This window comes from Rhodococcus sp. IEGM 1406 (assembly GCF_030056745.1).
Classification (GTDB): Bacteria; Actinomycetota; Actinomycetes; order Mycobacteriales; family Mycobacteriaceae; genus Rhodococcus_F; species Rhodococcus_F erythropolis.
This window is the reverse complement of record NZ_JASHKO010000007.1, coordinates 170,297-185,620: the sequence shown is the minus strand read 5'-3', so window position 1 is coordinate 185,620 and position 15,324 is coordinate 170,297. Positions and strand designations below refer to the sequence as shown.

The 15,324-nt window shown below is 61.4% G+C and carries 13 protein-coding genes and 1 tRNA gene; 4 read left to right on the top strand and 10 right to left on the bottom strand.

The window, feature by feature from the left end; translation table 11 throughout:
- From QM596_RS27545 to QM596_RS27525, 5 genes are all read right to left on the bottom strand, one after another.
- Positions 1-1,467, bottom strand: coding sequence for a peptidoglycan D,D-transpeptidase FtsI family protein (locus QM596_RS27545; protein WP_007735774.1), 1,467 nt, complete (start codon positions 1,465-1,467; stop codon positions 1-3).
- A complete protein-coding gene (locus QM596_RS27540; RefSeq protein ID WP_003943414.1) occupies positions 1,464-2,915 on the bottom strand; it encodes an FtsW/RodA/SpoVE family cell cycle protein in 1,452 nt (483 codons plus the stop codon). The genes QM596_RS27545 and QM596_RS27540 overlap by 4 nt, the downstream gene beginning before the upstream one ends.
- The gene (locus tag QM596_RS27535) at positions 2,915-4,339 is read right to left on the bottom strand and encodes a PP2C family protein-serine/threonine phosphatase (RefSeq protein WP_003943416.1); all 1,425 of its coding nucleotides are present in this window, start codon (positions 4,337-4,339) and stop codon (positions 2,915-2,917) included. Before QM596_RS27535 ends, QM596_RS27540 begins: the two co-directional genes overlap by 1 nt.
- Positions 4,336-4,800, bottom strand: a complete 465-nt coding sequence (locus tag QM596_RS27530) for an FHA domain-containing protein FhaB/FipA (RefSeq protein WP_003943418.1) — start codon at positions 4,798-4,800, stop codon at positions 4,336-4,338. Before QM596_RS27530 ends, QM596_RS27535 begins: the two co-directional genes overlap by 4 nt.
- 186 nt (positions 4,801-4,986) lie before the next feature.
- The gene (locus QM596_RS27525) at positions 4,987-6,405 is read right to left on the bottom strand and encodes an FHA domain-containing protein (protein ID WP_021332622.1); all 1,419 of its coding nucleotides are present in this window, start codon (positions 6,403-6,405) and stop codon (positions 4,987-4,989) included.
- Between the two features lie 254 nt (positions 6,406-6,659).
- Between QM596_RS27525 and QM596_RS27520 the strand changes: the two genes are divergently transcribed.
- Positions 6,660-6,745, top strand: a tRNA-Leu gene (locus QM596_RS27520).
- A gap of 52 nt (positions 6,746-6,797) precedes the next feature.
- Here the strand turns inward: QM596_RS27520 and QM596_RS27515 are convergent.
- Positions 6,798-7,139, bottom strand: a complete 342-nt coding sequence (locus tag QM596_RS27515; protein ID WP_283310392.1) for a hypothetical protein — start codon at positions 7,137-7,139, stop codon at positions 6,798-6,800.
- A gap of 195 nt (positions 7,140-7,334) precedes the next feature.
- Here QM596_RS27515 and QM596_RS27510 point away from each other — a divergent pair, with 195 nt between their 5' ends.
- Both QM596_RS27510 and QM596_RS27505 read left to right on the top strand, forming a co-directional pair.
- Positions 7,335-7,616: a hypothetical protein gene (locus QM596_RS27510; RefSeq protein WP_283310391.1), complete on the top strand. Its 282-nt coding sequence runs from the start codon at positions 7,335-7,337 to the stop codon at positions 7,614-7,616.
- 470 nt (positions 7,617-8,086) lie between these two features.
- Entirely contained in the window at positions 8,087-8,890 is an 804-nt protein-coding gene (locus QM596_RS27505; protein ID WP_283310390.1) for a hypothetical protein, read from the top strand.
- Positions 8,891-9,161: 271 nt separating this feature from the next.
- Here QM596_RS27505 and QM596_RS27500 read toward each other — a convergent pair whose 3' ends face one another.
- Positions 9,162-10,103: an SMI1/KNR4 family protein gene (locus QM596_RS27500; protein ID WP_283310388.1), complete on the bottom strand. Its 942-nt coding sequence runs from the start codon at positions 10,101-10,103 to the stop codon at positions 9,162-9,164.
- A 1,223-nt stretch (positions 10,104-11,326) separates the two neighbouring features.
- Positions 11,327-11,827 carry a recombinase family protein gene (locus tag QM596_RS27495; RefSeq protein WP_283310387.1) on the bottom strand — a complete coding sequence of 167 codons (501 nt, stop codon included), beginning with the start codon at positions 11,825-11,827 and terminating at the stop codon, positions 11,327-11,329.
- A 396-nt stretch (positions 11,828-12,223) separates the two neighbouring features.
- On the opposite strand from QM596_RS27495, the gene msrA reads away from it, so the two are divergent.
- On the top strand, positions 12,224-12,736 hold the full coding sequence (gene msrA / locus QM596_RS27490; protein WP_283310386.1) for a peptide-methionine (S)-S-oxide reductase MsrA: 513 nt from the start codon (positions 12,224-12,226) through the stop codon (positions 12,734-12,736).
- Between the two features lie 747 nt (positions 12,737-13,483).
- Here the strand turns inward: msrA and QM596_RS27485 are convergent.
- Together QM596_RS27485 and QM596_RS27480 are read right to left on the bottom strand one after the other, a co-directional pair.
- Complete coding sequence (locus QM596_RS27485; RefSeq protein WP_283310385.1) at positions 13,484-14,038, bottom strand: Pycsar system effector family protein; 555 nt, start codon at positions 14,036-14,038, stop codon at positions 13,484-13,486.
- 8 nt (positions 14,039-14,046) lie between these two features.
- Positions 14,047-15,006, bottom strand: coding sequence for a nucleotidyl cyclase domain-containing protein (locus QM596_RS27480; RefSeq protein WP_283310384.1), 960 nt, complete (start codon positions 15,004-15,006; stop codon positions 14,047-14,049).
- Positions 15,007-15,324: the final 318 nt, after the last annotated feature.

The following is a 15,324-nucleotide window of genomic DNA, read 5'->3' as shown; positions in this document are numbered from 1 at the left end:
TCAGCCCCCTTGGATTCCGGCTGCGATGACTGCACGACCGATCGGCGCAGCAACCGAGCCACCGGTAGCGGCAAGTCCGCGGTCACCACCGTTCTCGACGATGACGGCCACGGCGACCGTCGGATTCTGCGCCGGTGCAAAAGCGATGTACCAGGCGTGCGGCGGAGTTTCCCGCGGGTTCACGCCGTGCTCGGCGGTACCGGTCTTGGACGCGATCTGAACCCCGGGGATCTTGCCGTCGCCGCCGGTGAAGTTCTCCGAGCCGATCATCAGATCAGTCAGCGTTGCGGCCACTGCCGGCGAGATCGCCTGACCCATCGACACCGGTGACGGCGTACTGAGATCGGTCAGATCCGGTGCCTGCAACTGCGAGATCAGGTTGGGCTGCATCCGCACACCGCCGTTGGCGACGGTAGCGGCGATCACTGCATTCTCGAGCGGGGTCACCGCGACGTCGCGCTGGCCAATGCTGGTCTGGCCGAGAGCCGCGTCGTCGGAGATGTCGCCGACGGTGCTGTCAGCAACCGGGAGCGGGATCGCCGGAGTGTTGGGCCCGATGCCGAAAGCGCTGGCCTCGTCCTTGATGGCGTCGGCGCCGTCCTTGATGCCCAGTTCGACGAAAGCCGTGTTGCACGAGCGCGCAAACGCGTCGCGCAACGACGCCGTCGGGTTGGGGCCGCAGGTGCTGCCGTTGTAGTTCTCGAGGGTCGTGCTGGTGCCGGGCAGCGTGATCTGCGGAGCCGCGGTCAGCTGGTCGTCCGGCGTCGCACCGTTGCCAAGAGCTGCGGCCGTGGTGAGCACCTTGAACGTCGAGCCGGGTGGGTAGGTCTGCGAGATCGCGCGGTTGACCAGCGGATCGTTGGGATCGGCATTGAGCTCGTCCCACGCCTTCGTGGTTTCGGCGCCGTCGTGGCTGGCAAGCAGATTCGGGTCGTAGCTCGGAGTGCTGACCATCGTCAGGATGCGTCCGGTGCTCGGCTCGATGGCGACGACGGAACCGGTGTAACCCTTGCTGGTCAGCTGGTCGTACGCCACCTGCTGCATGGCCGGATTGAGCGTCGTGACGACGTTGCCGCCGCGCGGATCGCGTCCGGACACCAGGTCGAAGAAGCGCTGACTGAACAGCCGGTTGTCCGAGCCGTTGAGAATCGGATCCTCGGTGCGCTCGAGGCCGGCGCTGCCGTACTGCATCGAGTAGAAGCCCGTGACCGGTGCGTACGGGTACGGATTCGGATACTCGCGCAGGTACTTGTACCGGTCGTCGGTGGCGCGGGAGGCGGCAAGCACCTGACCGGAAGCCGAGATCTGACCTCGCTGGCGTGAGTACTCGTCGAGCAGCACCCGCGAGTTGCGCGGGTCGGCTCGCAGGTCGTCAGCTTTGATGACCTGTACGTACGTGGCGTTGGCGAGGAGCGCGACGACCATCACCATGACGGCCATCGCGACGCGGCGCAGTGGAGTGTTCATACGCGCGGCATCATCTCGGTATTGGCGTCAGCGATTGGGGGCGGACCTTTCTTCTTCGTCACTACCGGCGCACGAGCCGCGTCCGAGATCCGGACGAGGATGGCCAGCAGTAGATAATTCGCGAGCAGCGACGAGCCGCCGTACGACATGAACGGTGTTGTCAGACCCGTCAGCGGGATCAGCTTGGTGACGCCGCCGACGACGACAAAGATCTGGATCGCAATGGTGAACGACAGACCGGCGGCGAGCAGTTTGCCGAAGCTGTCGCGCACCGCCAACGCCGTACGCAGGCCGCGCACGATGAGAAGCAGGAACAGCATCAGCACAGCGGCCAGGCCGATCAGGCCGAGCTCTTCGCCGATGGTCGCGATGATGAAGTCCGTCTTCGCGAACGGCACCTGGTTGGGGCGGCCGCTGCCCAGACCCGTTCCGGCGATACCACCGGTGGCCAGGCCGAACAGCGATTGCGAGATCTGATAGCCAGTGTTGGCGTAGTCGCCGAGCGGATCGAGCCAGGTGTCGACGCGCACGCGCACGTGACCGAACATCTTGTAGGCGAAGAAGAATCCGATGGCGAGCAGTCCGCCGCCGATCACCAGCCAGCCCACACGTTCGGTCGCGATGTAGAGCATCACCAGCACGGTGCTGAAGAGCAGCAGCGACGTACCGAGGTCGGTTTCGAAGACGAGCACGCCCACCGAGACGATCCAGGCGAGCAGAATCGGGCCGAGGTCGCGGGCACGCGGAAAGTCCATGCCCAGGAAGTGTTTACCGGCCGAGGTGAACAGGTCGCGCTTGGCGACGAGCACGGACGCGAAGAAGATGATGAGCAGGATCTTCGCGAACTCACCTGGCTGAATGCTGAATCCGGGCAGGCGAATCCAGATCTTCGCGCCGTTCACGCTCGAGAACTTCGCCGGCAGGATCGCGGGAATCGCCAGGAACACCAGGCCTGCGAGGCCGAGCGTGTAGCTGAACCGCGCCATCAGGCGGTAGTCCTTCAAGAACACGAGCAGCAGCACGAAACCGGTGATCGCCAGTGCAGTCCACATGACCTGCTGGTTCGCATCCGGTGACGGTGCCTCGACGCCGTTGTAGAGCGCTGTCTGTTCGTCGGCGAGGTCGAGTCGGTGGATGAGCACCAACCCGAGGCCGTTGAGCAGGGCGACGATCGGCAGCAGCAGCGGATCGGCGTACGGCGCATACCGCCGAATTGCCAAGTGCGCGATCAGGAACAAGCCCGTGTACGCGAGCGCGTACTTGGCGAGGTCCAGCGTGATCTTCTGTTCCTGGCTCGCCTCGACGAGCAGAAGCGAGACCGTCGTGATGATGACGGCAAAGCCCAGGAGCAGCAGCTCCACGTTTCGGCGGGTCGACTGGACCGGCGCCGGGGCAAAACCTCCGGGCGGACTCGGAAAAGCCGTCCCCGCAGCTGCGTTGGACGACATCAGTTGACCGTCCTGCAAGTCTGACCGGGAATGTCGGTCGGCGTAGGCGTAGTCGTGGGTGCTGCCGTCGTCGGCGTGGCCGGCTCAGCGGGCGGCGCAGGAGCCGGAGTGGTCTCCGGTGCCGGCGGGGGAGTGGGCGCGGCCGTCGTCGTCGGAACCGGCTCACAACGAGGAAGCAGATCGCCGCCGATGAGACGGATCATCTGGCTCTGCGCATCTTCACGCTTGCCGGACGGCAGCCCGGCGCGCACCTGCTCCTGCGCCGACGGCTGCAGATCCGTCACTTCGAGGATGTTGCAGTTGCTGGGAATCGCGTCGGGGGAGACGAGGGTCAGGACGTCGTCGTCGCCGACGCAACCCACCAGATCCGCGTCTTGCAGCGAGTAACCGAGCACCGAACCGGGGATTCCGCGCAACACCGTCACGCGGCCGTTGTCTTCGCCGACGTAGTAGTTGTTGCGGATGACGGCGCGGCCGATCACGGCGCCGACGCCGACCAGTGCGATCAGCACCACGGCGAGGACCACCCACCACAACCGGTTCCGCTTCTTCTTCGGTTCCGGTTCGGGTTGTGAGACAACTCGCTTGGGCGTCGCGCGCGGCGGACGCATGGCAGCGGCGCGGCCGGCTGCGGTGTTGGGGGGAGGGGCGTCCTCTTCCTCTTCCGTCGACGCGGCGCCCGCGACGATGGGATGCGACTGGCCGTAGTCGAGGTCGATGACATCGGCGACAACGACGGTGACGTTGTCGGGACCGCCGCTGCGCAGCGCCAATTCGATGAGACGGTCGGCGCACTGCTCCTGCGAACCCTCGCGCATCGTGTTCTCGATGGTCTCGTCGCTGACCACGTCGGAGAGGCCGTCGGAGCAGAGCAGGTAACGATCGCCGGCGCGGGCTTCGCGCACGGTGAGCGTCGGCTCGATCTCGTTGCCGGTCAACGCCCGCATGATCAGGGATCGCTGCGGGTGCGTGTGTGCCTGTTCGGCGGTGATCCTGCCCTCGTCAACCAGTGACTGGACGAATGTGTCGTCGCGGGTGATCTGCGTCAGGTGGTCGTCGCGCAGCAGGTAGGCGCGCGAGTCGCCGATGTGCACGAGGCCGAGCTTGCTGCCGGAGAAGAGGATCGCGGTGAGCGTGGTGCCCATGCCGTCGAGTTCGGGTTCTTCCTCGACGTGATCGGCGATGGAATCGTTGCCCTCGCGGGTGGCTGCCTCGAGCTTGCCGAGCAGATCCTCGCCGGGCTCGTCGTCGTCGAGATGCGCCAGAGCGGCAATCATCAGCTGCGATGCGACCTCACCGGCCGCGTGTCCGCCCATACCGTCGGCCAAGGCCAGCAGACGGGCTCCGGCGTACACGGAATCTTCGTTGTTGGAGCGCACGAGACCGCGGTCGCTGCGCGCCGCGTAGCGGAGAACAAGGGTCACGGGCGTAGCTCGATTACCGTCTTGCCGACGCGAACCGGAGTGCCCAGCGGCACGCGCACCGCAGTGGTGACCTTGGCGCGGTCCAGATAGGTGCCGTTGGTCGAACCGAGATCCTCGACGTACCAGTCGGCGCCACGCTGCGAGAGCCGCGCATGGCGCGTCGACGCGTAATCGTCGGTGAGAACAAGCGTCGAATCGTCGGCGCGGCCGATCATGACGGGCTGAGAACCCAGGGTGATGCGGGTACCGGCGAGGGCGCCCTGCGTGACCACCAGGTACCGAGGCACCTTCGCCTTGCCCAGCGAGGGCAGGACCTTTCCGGCGCGGGTGTACCGCGGCGGAACCCTGACCCCGGAGCCGGCATAGATGTCGGAGCGGAGAGTGCGGAGGACTGCCCAGACGAACAGCCACAGTAGGAGCAGGAAGCCCGCCCGTGTGAGTTGCAGAATCAGGCCCTGCACGGCTGTCCACCTCCTTCTATGGCTCGAGCCCCGCCGCAGCGGGGTTCGAGCATTGTCGACTGGCAGCATCATAGGGGGCTCTGGGCCCCGGAGATCACGATACTGACAGCCGCGTGACGGCGGCGCGCCGACGGACCGCCGAATGTTCGATTGTTATCGGAAAAATCCTGGCGTCCGTTTCTCAGCTCAGAGAATGCGAACCAGAATCTCCGAGTGACCTGCACGAATGATGTCGCCGTCTGCCAGCTGCCAGTCCTGGACCGGTGCTCCGTTGACGGTGGTGCCGTTCGTGGATCCCAGATCGGACAGCATCGCCGTGCGGCCGTCCCAGCGGATGTCGATGTGGCGACGTGAGACGCCGGTGTCCGGGAGGCGGAACTGGGCTTCCTGGCCGCGGCCGATGACATTGCTGCCGTCGCGAAGCTGGAAGTGGCGTCCGCTGCCGTCCTCGAGCTGCAGGGTTGCCGTCAGGCTCTGCGCCGTCGGTGCGTAACCGCCCTGCGGCTGGGCGTAGCCCTGCTGCGGGTAGGCCTGCGTCTGCTCGAAGTTGCCGCCCTGCTCGTAGCCGGCCTGCTCGTACGGCTGCTGTGTGTACGCCTGCTGGTCGTAGCCACCCTGCTGGTAGCTCTGCTGGTCGTAGCCCGGCTGATCGTAGGACTGGCCGTTGTAGGGCTGCTGGTAACCCTGCTGGTCGTAGCCGCCCTGCTGGTAGCCCTGCTGGTCGTACCCACCCTGGTACGCCTGCTGGCCGTAGCCCTGCTGGTCGTACGGCTGCTGCTGGTAACCCTGCTGGTCGTAGCCGCCGCCCTGCTGGTCATAGCTCTGCTGGTCGTAGCCGGCCTGCTCGTACGGCTGCTGCTGGTTCGGGTACGCCTGCTGGTCGTAGCCACCCTGCTGCTGGTTGTAGCCCTGCTGGTCGTCGCCCGTGCGGTAACCGTCGCCGCGGTCGTAACCGTTCTGGTACGGCGCTTCCTGGCCCTGCGGAGCGGCGTAACCGCCGTCGTCGTGGGAGTACCCGTTCCGTGCCGGCTGCTGCGGTTCGGGCTGGCGACCCGCCGGTTCGCGGCTTGGTTCGTAGCCTGAGTTCTGCGTCATGGGGCCGGCTCCTGGTTGTGACGGGACTGGATTGGAAACAGGGGGAACAATCGGTGCGGGTCGCTGAGGCGGCCGTTGTGGAGGCCGCGACGAAACCTGCGGAACATGCGACGGCGGCGATGCCTGCTCGGCGTCACCATCCGGGTCGACGGTTCCGCGGGTGCGGAACTGACCGGTGTGGAGCGTAGGCGAAGGCTCGAAGGTGACCGAGATGTCGCCGTACGTCTGCCAACCCTGATCGCGGATGAAATCCTGCAGGTGTCGGCTGAAAGCTTTGGTCGTCAGTTCGCGATCAGCTGCCAACTCTTCGTGATCGGAGTTGTTGATGGTGATCACGTAGTTGTTGGGGGCGAGAAGGATTCCGCCGCCGAGGTGCTCGACGCGGTCACGTGCCTCCTGCTGGAGCGCCGCCTCTACTTCCTGCGGCACAACACCACCACCGAAGACCCGCGCGAATGCGTCGCCGACAGCTCCTTGGAGCTTTCGTTCGAAACGCTGCACGATGCCCATCGGGCCCTCCTCTCGCCTCGCATCTACGACGGCAAAATGCTCGGCAAGTAGCGCCGGCACCGCCTTGTCGCGTGTCGTCCAAACTGCTGTACAGGTTCCACGGTACTGTCAAATGTCGCTTCGGCAGTACCTGGCCGCTGTTTCAGCATGGTATCGGTTCTGGGCTTTTGAGTGCTCGGTGTTCATCGATTCGTGCCCTGAACTGCACGAATAGAACTTTCAAAGTTTGTCGTGATAATGTTTCGGCGTTGCTCGGGCGAGTGGCGGAATGGCAGACGCGCTGGCTTCAGGTGCCAGTGTCCTTAGGGACGTGGGGGTTCAAGTCCCCCTTCGCCCACCACAAGACGAGGCTACAAACTCTAGCGAGTTCGTAGCCTCGTTTTTGTTGTCGGCTATCTGGCCGCAGCCTGAATGAAGCTCAGAACGAAGTCCAGTGCGGTGCCTGCAAACGAGTCGTTGACGGGTTGAGTGGCCGCGGCGGGCGCAGTGATCTGAGGGTTCATCATCCCTGGCGGCAGTGTGCCGGGTGGGAGATTGATGATGGCGTTGATGTCGTAGATGGTGTTGTCGGGACCGTTGGTCACCGCGAACGAGATACTGCCGAAGTCGGCGACCGGGGTGTCGGCTGATGCAGTACCAACTGTACTGCCCAAGGTGATCGCGGCAGCGAGCGCGCCGACACCGAGGGCCGCGGTGGTCCGGGACAAACGAGTAGGCGTTTCGAGTCCATTCACAGATGTGCTCCCTTTCGTGGTGACAGCATCCGTGCGTGGGATGCCAAGCAGCCAGGAGATTGCAACCACTATCGAGGAAGATAACGGACATTCACCCCATGGCGGGGTGGTTCGGCACGAAGTGCTTCGTCGTTCTTAGCAGCCAGAGACTCTTCCCCTGAGCACCGGAAACAGCGAAACACTTAGGGAGACTTCATGCCTGACCGCATTGCACCCAGCGACCTCTATCTGCAACTGCACGGCCAGCTCGGAGTAATCAACGATCTGCTTCACCGAGTCGCCGCCAGCGCCGCCGATTACAAGCTGTACGACCCTGAAACCCGCGAAGCAGACACCCTCGGCGACGCCACCACAGGGTCCGAGACTTGCGAAGCCGTACTCCGCGAACTCGACCTCGTTGACACCGCGCTCAAGGCAACCGACGCCGCCTACAGGCGCGTCCTTGACGAAGCCAGCCGTCTCTACTTGAAAGACTGACTGCCAGGACATCATTGGAGGATCTGCGCTTGACCGACACGCGAGTACACCTCACAGAGCCCCTACCTGGGCTACCCATCTACTTGACCTTCGCGGAGATCGAGCATCTACCAGACCTCACCGAGATATTCCGACAGGATCACGATGCGACGAGAAGCAGGTCGCCACACCTGCCAGACCGACGATCACTCGACGGTCCCGATCTGTAGGGAACCCTCGGATCGGCAACTGTGTGGCGACCTGTTTCTAGTTCGACAACACCGGGGATGATGCTTCTTGCACGTATCGGCAGTCCTGACGAATGACCTACCTCATTCCAGAAGGTCGGATGAGGCAGTTCGCGAACGAGTTTCCTTTGGATGACGTCCATGGATGCCACCGGATAGTGCACACTGCATCGTGCACCTTATTTCCCCGTCCTTGGTTACGGGTTCACCCGCAATTACCGCTATCGAAGGACGGAAAGAGACATGACCGGCGAGGAAACATGGTACGAGTTCACTGAGATAAAGGCGATCCGCGGCACTGAGTCGAAAACGATCACAAGCAAGCAGCAGCAAGGCTGGGAGTTGGTCACCCAACAGGAGGGCCGCCTGCGAACCACCATGACCTTCCGTCGGCCAAAGCCTAAGCCCCCTTGGCGATTATGGGCCGCAGTTGGCGCCGCCAGTGTCATCCTGGCGGGTATCCTCACCGCCGGAGTGCTATTGGAAGACGACAGCAACGCGTCCACGACAGACACCGTGGCAGCCTCGAGTGCCGAGCAGTCCTCCCCGCAGTCTGCTCCGGAAAGGGAAGCGGAACCCTCCTCGTCGGCCGACCCGATGATCTGCGACGGGAAACTGGGCGGAATTCCATGCAAGTTCGGCCAGACCGCGATCTACAGCGACACGGTGCGGTCGGGCGAGGTGAAGCTGGAGATCACCGTGGGCGCACCGGTCGAGTTCACGCCGAGTGAGGACGCGAGCACCCTGTATGACCGGCCGTTGGAGCCAGTGAGCGTCTATTTCCCGGTCACCGTCAAGAACACATCGCCGGAGTTGGCAGTGGGCACGATCTTCGGCCAGGCCACCAACGCTGAACAGGGCGAAACCGACATCAAGTTTGTGAGTGACGGCGACATCGAGGGACTCGCGGTCGCCGGTGTCGCGGGGATGCCTGTGGGCGAGTCGATAAGCGTCAAGGACGGCTGGACCATGACAACGCTTGAAGGTGTCGAGTACCGCGTGAAGATCGATGGCCTGGCCGGCTACAGCATCAAGTTCACGCCGTGATCCTAAGATGACGGGCTAGCTCGCCGGGAACGACCGTTACCGCGACCGGCACATCCGCAGCCTGTCCACACCACCGCCGGCTCTGCACTGGTAGCCGCATGAGTGGGTGCAGGTTGGGCATTCGGTCAGCTGGTCACCGTTCTCGCGGGGCACTGGCTTCTGCAACCTCGCTTCGAGTGACCGAAACCGTCGGCAAATAGGAAGAGACCCTTCCTCGTCGACGACACCCGCCACTCTAGGAAACCACTCGAACAGTCTTCGGCGGCCGCAGCTAACGTCTTATCCGCCAGTCGATTTCGCCATCGGTGACAGACGACAGCCACATGCGATCGAAGACGGTCTCACCTGCCAGGCTGTCGGCGAGGTCCGTCAGCATGGCACTGATAGACACCCACTTCGGTGCGTCCTCGTCGCTCGAGTCCCGGCGGTATTCGGTAACGCACCCGTTCATCGGACCCGGGCGGGTGTCGACGAACCAGAAGTATCCATCCAATCCAGCGAACGGAATGTACTCGTCGATGAAGGAGTAGGCAGGTGTTCCCGCGGGTTGCACTGACGCATTCGCATCGACCATCTCAGGATCTTCGGCTGCCAAGCCCGCCCAGACCTTGACCATCGATCGGCGTGCATCGTGGATCTGTTCGACGGTCAGCAATGCGTTTAGCGGCAGTAGCCGATAGGGCGCACCGGAATACAGCGTCAGAAACTCGACGAGCTCATCCGGCCAACCGTCGGTGCCCGTCAACTCCTGTGTCGGCACACGATTGTCAGCCGCGTAGTCCGTGTTGACTGTCAGCCAAGCTTCGATGTCGTGCCACGCCTCGCGTACCGAGCCGGCGGGCGTCGGGCTCAGTCTCGGAATGGCGTCGATCTCGCGTCGACGGCGCTCACGTTCCGCATCGGCAGCGGCTTCGGCATCGTAGGCGGCAGTGATTCGAGCGACGATATCGTCGACGCTGAGTTCCGGGTCGATGATTCCCTGGAGCTGGACATAGTTTCGGTTCACGTGGAGTGTGGTGCGGTCGATGAACGGGCCCGGCTCTTGGGCCATGTAGGCCCGGGCTTTGACGACCATGTCATGCAGGGCGGCCTCGTGGGTCTGCGAGCGCCCAGCCAGAGGCACCGGACGATTGTCTGCCGTGAAGACGCTGATGCGCCAGGTGAATTCGCCGACGGCGTCGCCGTCAGGCCACTCCGATGAAACGATGGTCACTGAACTTCTCCTGGTCTCTGTCAAATCCGGCGTTTCAATTCAATCCGGCGTTGCAATTCTATGGTGACGACGCTGTCCGCCGAACTGAACGTGGCCGCGACCATGAAAGGATGCTGAGATGCGTACGTTGATCGCAGCGGGGGCTGCAACCTTCTTGATTGGCGGTCTTATCTGCGTTGGCTTCGTACTTTGGTGGCTCGGACAACCGACCCATTGCTCTTCGTACGCACCTCTGACATCGCAGATCACGGATCCGACCAACTTACCTACGATCTCCCTCTGCCCTGGCAGTGATGAGAGCCCGACGCTGTATCTCATCGTCGGGCCACTGGCCAGCGCTGCGGTCGGAGCGCTCACCGGGTTCGTTGTCTGGCGCAGCGGAGTTCAGTTGTCGCGCACCCGGTAATTTTTACCCTTCTCACTACCGATCCTCGCGACTAAGCGCGGAAGCGGCATGTGCTTCGCAACGGCGCGAATCCAAATTCGCCACGCATGGAAGCGATCGCAGGTTGTCGAATGCTGGCACATCCGTCGCTACACAGCGGACCTTGCTTCCCGCATTGAGATCCTCAGTGCGACACGTCGAGGCGCGCCCTCTCACATCCGAAAACTACTGCAGCCCAAGCATCTTGACAACGCACTACCGCTACGTGTGAAATCTCTGCCGTGCACCTTTTCTGGATAGTTGCCCTCGTATTCGGCGGTCTCGTTTTTTCTTGATTTTTGCCTTCGGCTATGAAAAGTGGGCTACGTCCAAGATGATTCGCGAGCGCCGTGCCAGGAACGAAAGACTGCTTGCCGACCAGAAAGCGGAACGGGAAAATCGCGCGTTCTCGTCCGGGCACGACTCAGGGGTGTACGGCGACTACATTCCGGTTGATCCTGAGACCGGCGAGCCGATACGAGTGACGCGACCCGACCGAATCAAGCTCACGACCGACCAGTTCAAGCGGGAGCATCGTAGGCGCGGTGATCTCACGGAGTAGCCGCGAACATGTGTTGTTCAGGGAGGCGGTCTATTCCACTATTCCGGGAAGACTTCGCTGTGACTTTCGGAATTATTTGGCACGTTTTCTCCGAATTATTTGGCACGGAGAACGCGACGACATCTGCCGAGCGTTGACGTGACGGACTGACTTCCGGCTAGTTTCAGGGTGCCGGGAGCGCTCGAGCTTCCCGTTCGGTGCGGGCCAACTCGATGTTCGCGTACAGCGCCGACCGCTTCAAACCTGTTTTCCTGCGCAGTGTTTCAATTTGAACTGCCCAGTCTCGTACGTTTGCAGCAGGTACGCGCGCTCTTCCGGTGTTAGCTTGTGCTGACGGCCCTTCATCTTGCCGGCCGCCGCAGCCGCCCCAACAGCATCCCTGGTCCGACTCCGGATCAGGTCGGACTCGAATTCGGCCATCAACCCGAGGACACCGATGAACATCTTGCCCATCGGATCGGTCGGATCGTAAATCTTCCCGTCGATCGACAACGCCACACCTTTGGCAGCGAGTCGCTTCACCGTCTCGTGAAGATCCCCCGCTGACCGAGAGAGCCGGTCGAGTTTCGTCACACAGAACACGTCGCCTTCGCGGGCCGCGTTGATCGCATTGTCGAGTCCGGGCCGCCGAGTCTGCCGGCCACTGATTCCGTGATCGACATACACCCGGTCGCGATCGACACCCTCCTTGGCAAGAAGCCCGACCTGAATCCACGAATCCTGAGCCGTCGTACTCACACGCGCCTAGCCGATCTTCATTGCACTCCCGATTTTCGCCGTTCAGACGTCCCGGACACAAACTGTCCGCTAGAAACTATGGCATAACGGACGAATCCAACGGACACATATACCGGACGAAATCGCGAGAATTTCCCCACGTCAATTTCACACAGAAGCGCGTTTGTGATCGTCCGGTATGACGAAGGTCAAAACGCACACCGAAACCCGCAGGAGGACGCTCAGCCAGTTTTTGAATCGAATCGGCAAGCTTTGCGATTCCGAGAGGGCGACCCTTAGAGAAGGCCGCGTACAAATCATGAATGAGTCGTTGAGTGCCGGGGGATTGTCTGAATCTCGACAGGTAGCGTCGAGGGGGAATGCTGCGTCAAGATATGACTGATAGTGAGGGGCGGAATGACTGACACCCGTAAGGCGATACTGGCAGGCGGATGTTTCTGGGGTATGGAGGACCTGATTCGCCAGCAGCCTGGAGTGCTCTCGACGCGAGTTGGCTATACCGGAGGGCAAAATGATCGGCCGACCTATCGCAACCATCCGGGTCACGCTGAGGCCGTCGAGATCGTCTACGACCCCGCGCAACCGGACTTTCGGGCGCTATTGGAGTTCTTCTTCCAGATTCACGATCCGACGACACTGAACTACCAGGGCCGAGACTTCGGATCCAGTTATAGGTCTGCGATCTTCTATCTCGACGACGATCAGAAGAGGGTCGCGCTGGGCACCATCCTCGATGTCGAGGACTCACGTCTGTGGCCCGGCAAGGTAGTCACAGAGTTGACGCCTGCGGGCACGTTCTGGGAGGCGGAAGCCGAGCATCAGGACTATCTGCAGCATTACCCGGATGGCTATACTTGCCACTTCCCGCGGCCTAACTGGAAGTTGCCGAGGAATCGAACCACCGCCTGAAATCGTCTGTTTTGGCGATGGTCAAAACGCACACCCAAACCCGCAGGAGGGCGCTCAGCGGGTTTGGATGAGAAGGTGATGGTTGAGATTCTGGTTGGGTAGCGTGCGTATGTGACTCTGGAAGAGAAGTTGTGAAAGCGCCACCCCGGTCGGTGGCCGTGACGGTGCTGGTCTTTGCCGGTTTCGACCTAACATGTGGACTCATAGGTGCTGCGGTGTTGTGGTGGTACTACTCTCAACCGTTCACGATCTATACGGCCAGTTACCAGCCAAATGACTTCCGGTCGATACGGATCGACAAGGTCTCGGTTTACCGATTCATAGTGGGGCTGATCATTGGCGGACCCATTTTCGGGGCCGCAGTCGGAGCACTCGTTTCAGTGGGGGTTGGAATCTCGCGCAGCGAGAACACGCATGATTCTGTCTAAGTGACTCTTTTCAGTTCCCGTCTTCTAAATAAGAAGGCACGAGCGCGAAACTGGTTGGTTCAGTCGCGCTCACCCCTTCGGAAATGTGGAGCACATGTTTTCCTGGATAGCGACGTTTGACAATGAGCACAACATGGCTAAGGCGTATAAAGGGTCTGCGCCCGACGAAAGTTCCGCCTTCAAAGACATGATTGCCACTGCTCGAGAGCCCGGACGTCGAAGTGGGACCGCTCGATTGAGGACAGGCTCGCATCTGTGCGCCGGAAGGCATCTGCCGGTCGCGGCGTCGACACCTTCATCATTCTCGCGGACTCCTTCGTCACACGTGAAAAATTACGACAACAGCAGTAACAGCCAAGGCAGCGACTGCACTGCTTAATGCGTATACAGCCCGCTTTGTAGCAGTCATCTTTTCGGTCGCAATTTTGGCATTCACGTGCACCTGACCTGCAATTTCCCGAGCTAGGGCTTCTGGATCGGCTGTTAGCTCGACAAATTCAGCGACATATTTTTCACGACTCCACGTGACAATTGTACCGAAGTACAGGTGGTTCGGAGTAGTCAATGTACGGGGATCATCAACGGAGTCTGCAGCCTTAATCCGAGGATTGAGTGCAAAGGTGCAAAAAACGACAGTAAGGACGAGCAACACCCCGCACACCGCTGGCGCGATATAGGTGCACCCAGAGACGCCCCTCGGGAGCGCTCTAACCAAGTTGTACAGCATCACTCCTACAGCTGCTGATGCGGCGAGTGTGACACCAACTTTGTTGTCTGCGTGACGGATCCAGTCATTGACGAGGCTAAACACTTTCCAGGCGTCGTCGGTGGCAGTGCGACCGGCATCTTCCTTGCCAGAACCAGGGTTGCTCATCTACGCCTCTACTTCCGTCGTCGGGACTTTCGGATGACTTTCATGCCTCGCTCATGGGCGAGTCGAGCGAGGTTTGCACGCTTCAGGTCGAACTGTGCCGAACTCTCACTCGCCGACTCCGACTCAGTAACTTCATTAGTCTCGTCACGAGTAGTCTCCCCGTTCAGAACGGCCTGCATGAACTCAGGTCCGCATTGGTCGCACCAGCACGCTTCGAGAAGCCTGCCGGCCGAGTCGTCGACATCATGCCCCAGTTTCTCGATCTCGACGTCTGACCATAAAGTTGCAGGTGACGGGGCCGAATCGTCCTCGCCGTGGGCGCAAGAGACAGTCAGATAGTCGTTGTTCTCGATCGCGAGCCACACGGTTCCGGTGACGATGAGTTGGTTACGGTCGGCTTGCTGGGCGGCCTTCGCTGCATAGTTGACCGGCTTTCCCGCCCAGATGGGTTCTTGCTGATTCACATTTCGCGGCGTACCGACGTTCTTGACCAGGACACGCCCTGATGCAATCCCCACCTTGAAGCCAGTCTGAGGTGCATCTGGCCAGCGACCTTCAAGTTTCGGCTGCAACGTCTTTTCGCTGAATGTCTTGACCGTGATACCAGCACATACGGCGCGTTCGTACGCCTTGTCGCCCCAATATAGGCCGAAGACACCGTCACCTTGGATCTGAATAAAATCTGCGTCGAGACCATTCATAATTTGGGCCACATTGCCTGTTGCGGCTCGATAGATGGCGGCTGTGCTGGCAGGATGTTTGCCGACACTCAACTGCGTCGAGCTCTTCAGGTCCGCAAAGACGGTGACGACGTTCTTCAGCCTGAACCAAGTAGTTGCGTTCGCATCGGGGAGGCTGTCTGCGTCTAAATCCTCGGGCTCTACATCTTTGATGGGAGGATTCTTCTTCAACACCTCCGTGGTCTCGTCGATCGCCGACGCCAGGATCGAACTGAGGTTTTTTGCCATTCGCGGGCACTTCCTTACAATTTGTGACTCTGCGTTGTATGGAACCCGAGAAGGTGGATCTCTCAAAGAAGGGCTCAAGCGACTTACGCAGGAGGTTCGTGACTCCATGGATGATGGTCGAAATTCACACCTTAGCCCGAAGTAAGCCACTGAGACAGCCCGAAGTAAGCCACTGAGACGCGTTCCCGCATTTCGACAGGCCATCTCGGGCGCAGTCGCCGCCGAGTAAGCCTCGGGACTCGCCCACGCAGCAATCGACGACGACGAGGCATTCGTGGTTCTTCTCCGGTTGGTCGGTCCGGAAGCTCCTGTATATGC

Bases quoted from the DNA above. Each gene is read 5' to 3' on its own strand.
- QM596_RS27545 (WP_007735774.1), bottom strand. From the start codon at position 1,467: ATGAACACTCCACTGCGCCGCGTCGCGATGGCCGTCATGGTGATGGTC.
- QM596_RS27540 (WP_003943414.1), bottom strand. From the start codon at position 2,915: ATGTCGTCCAACGCAGCTGCGGGGACGGCTTTTCCGAGTCCGCCCGGA.
- QM596_RS27525 (WP_021332622.1), bottom strand. From the start codon at position 6,405: ATGGGCATCGTGCAGCGTTTCGAACGAAAGCTCCAAGGAGCTGTCGGC.
- QM596_RS27510 (WP_283310391.1), top strand. From the start codon at position 7,335: ATGCCTGACCGCATTGCACCCAGCGACCTCTATCTGCAACTGCACGGC.
- QM596_RS27505 (WP_283310390.1), top strand. From the start codon at position 8,087: ATGACCGGCGAGGAAACATGGTACGAGTTCACTGAGATAAAGGCGATC.
- msrA (WP_283310386.1), top strand. From the start codon at position 12,224: ATGACTGACACCCGTAAGGCGATACTGGCAGGCGGATGTTTCTGGGGT.
- QM596_RS27485 (WP_283310385.1), bottom strand. From the start codon at position 14,038: ATGAGCAACCCTGGTTCTGGCAAGGAAGATGCCGGTCGCACTGCCACC.
- QM596_RS27480 (WP_283310384.1), bottom strand. From the start codon at position 15,006: ATGGCAAAAAACCTCAGTTCGATCCTGGCGTCGGCGATCGACGAGACC.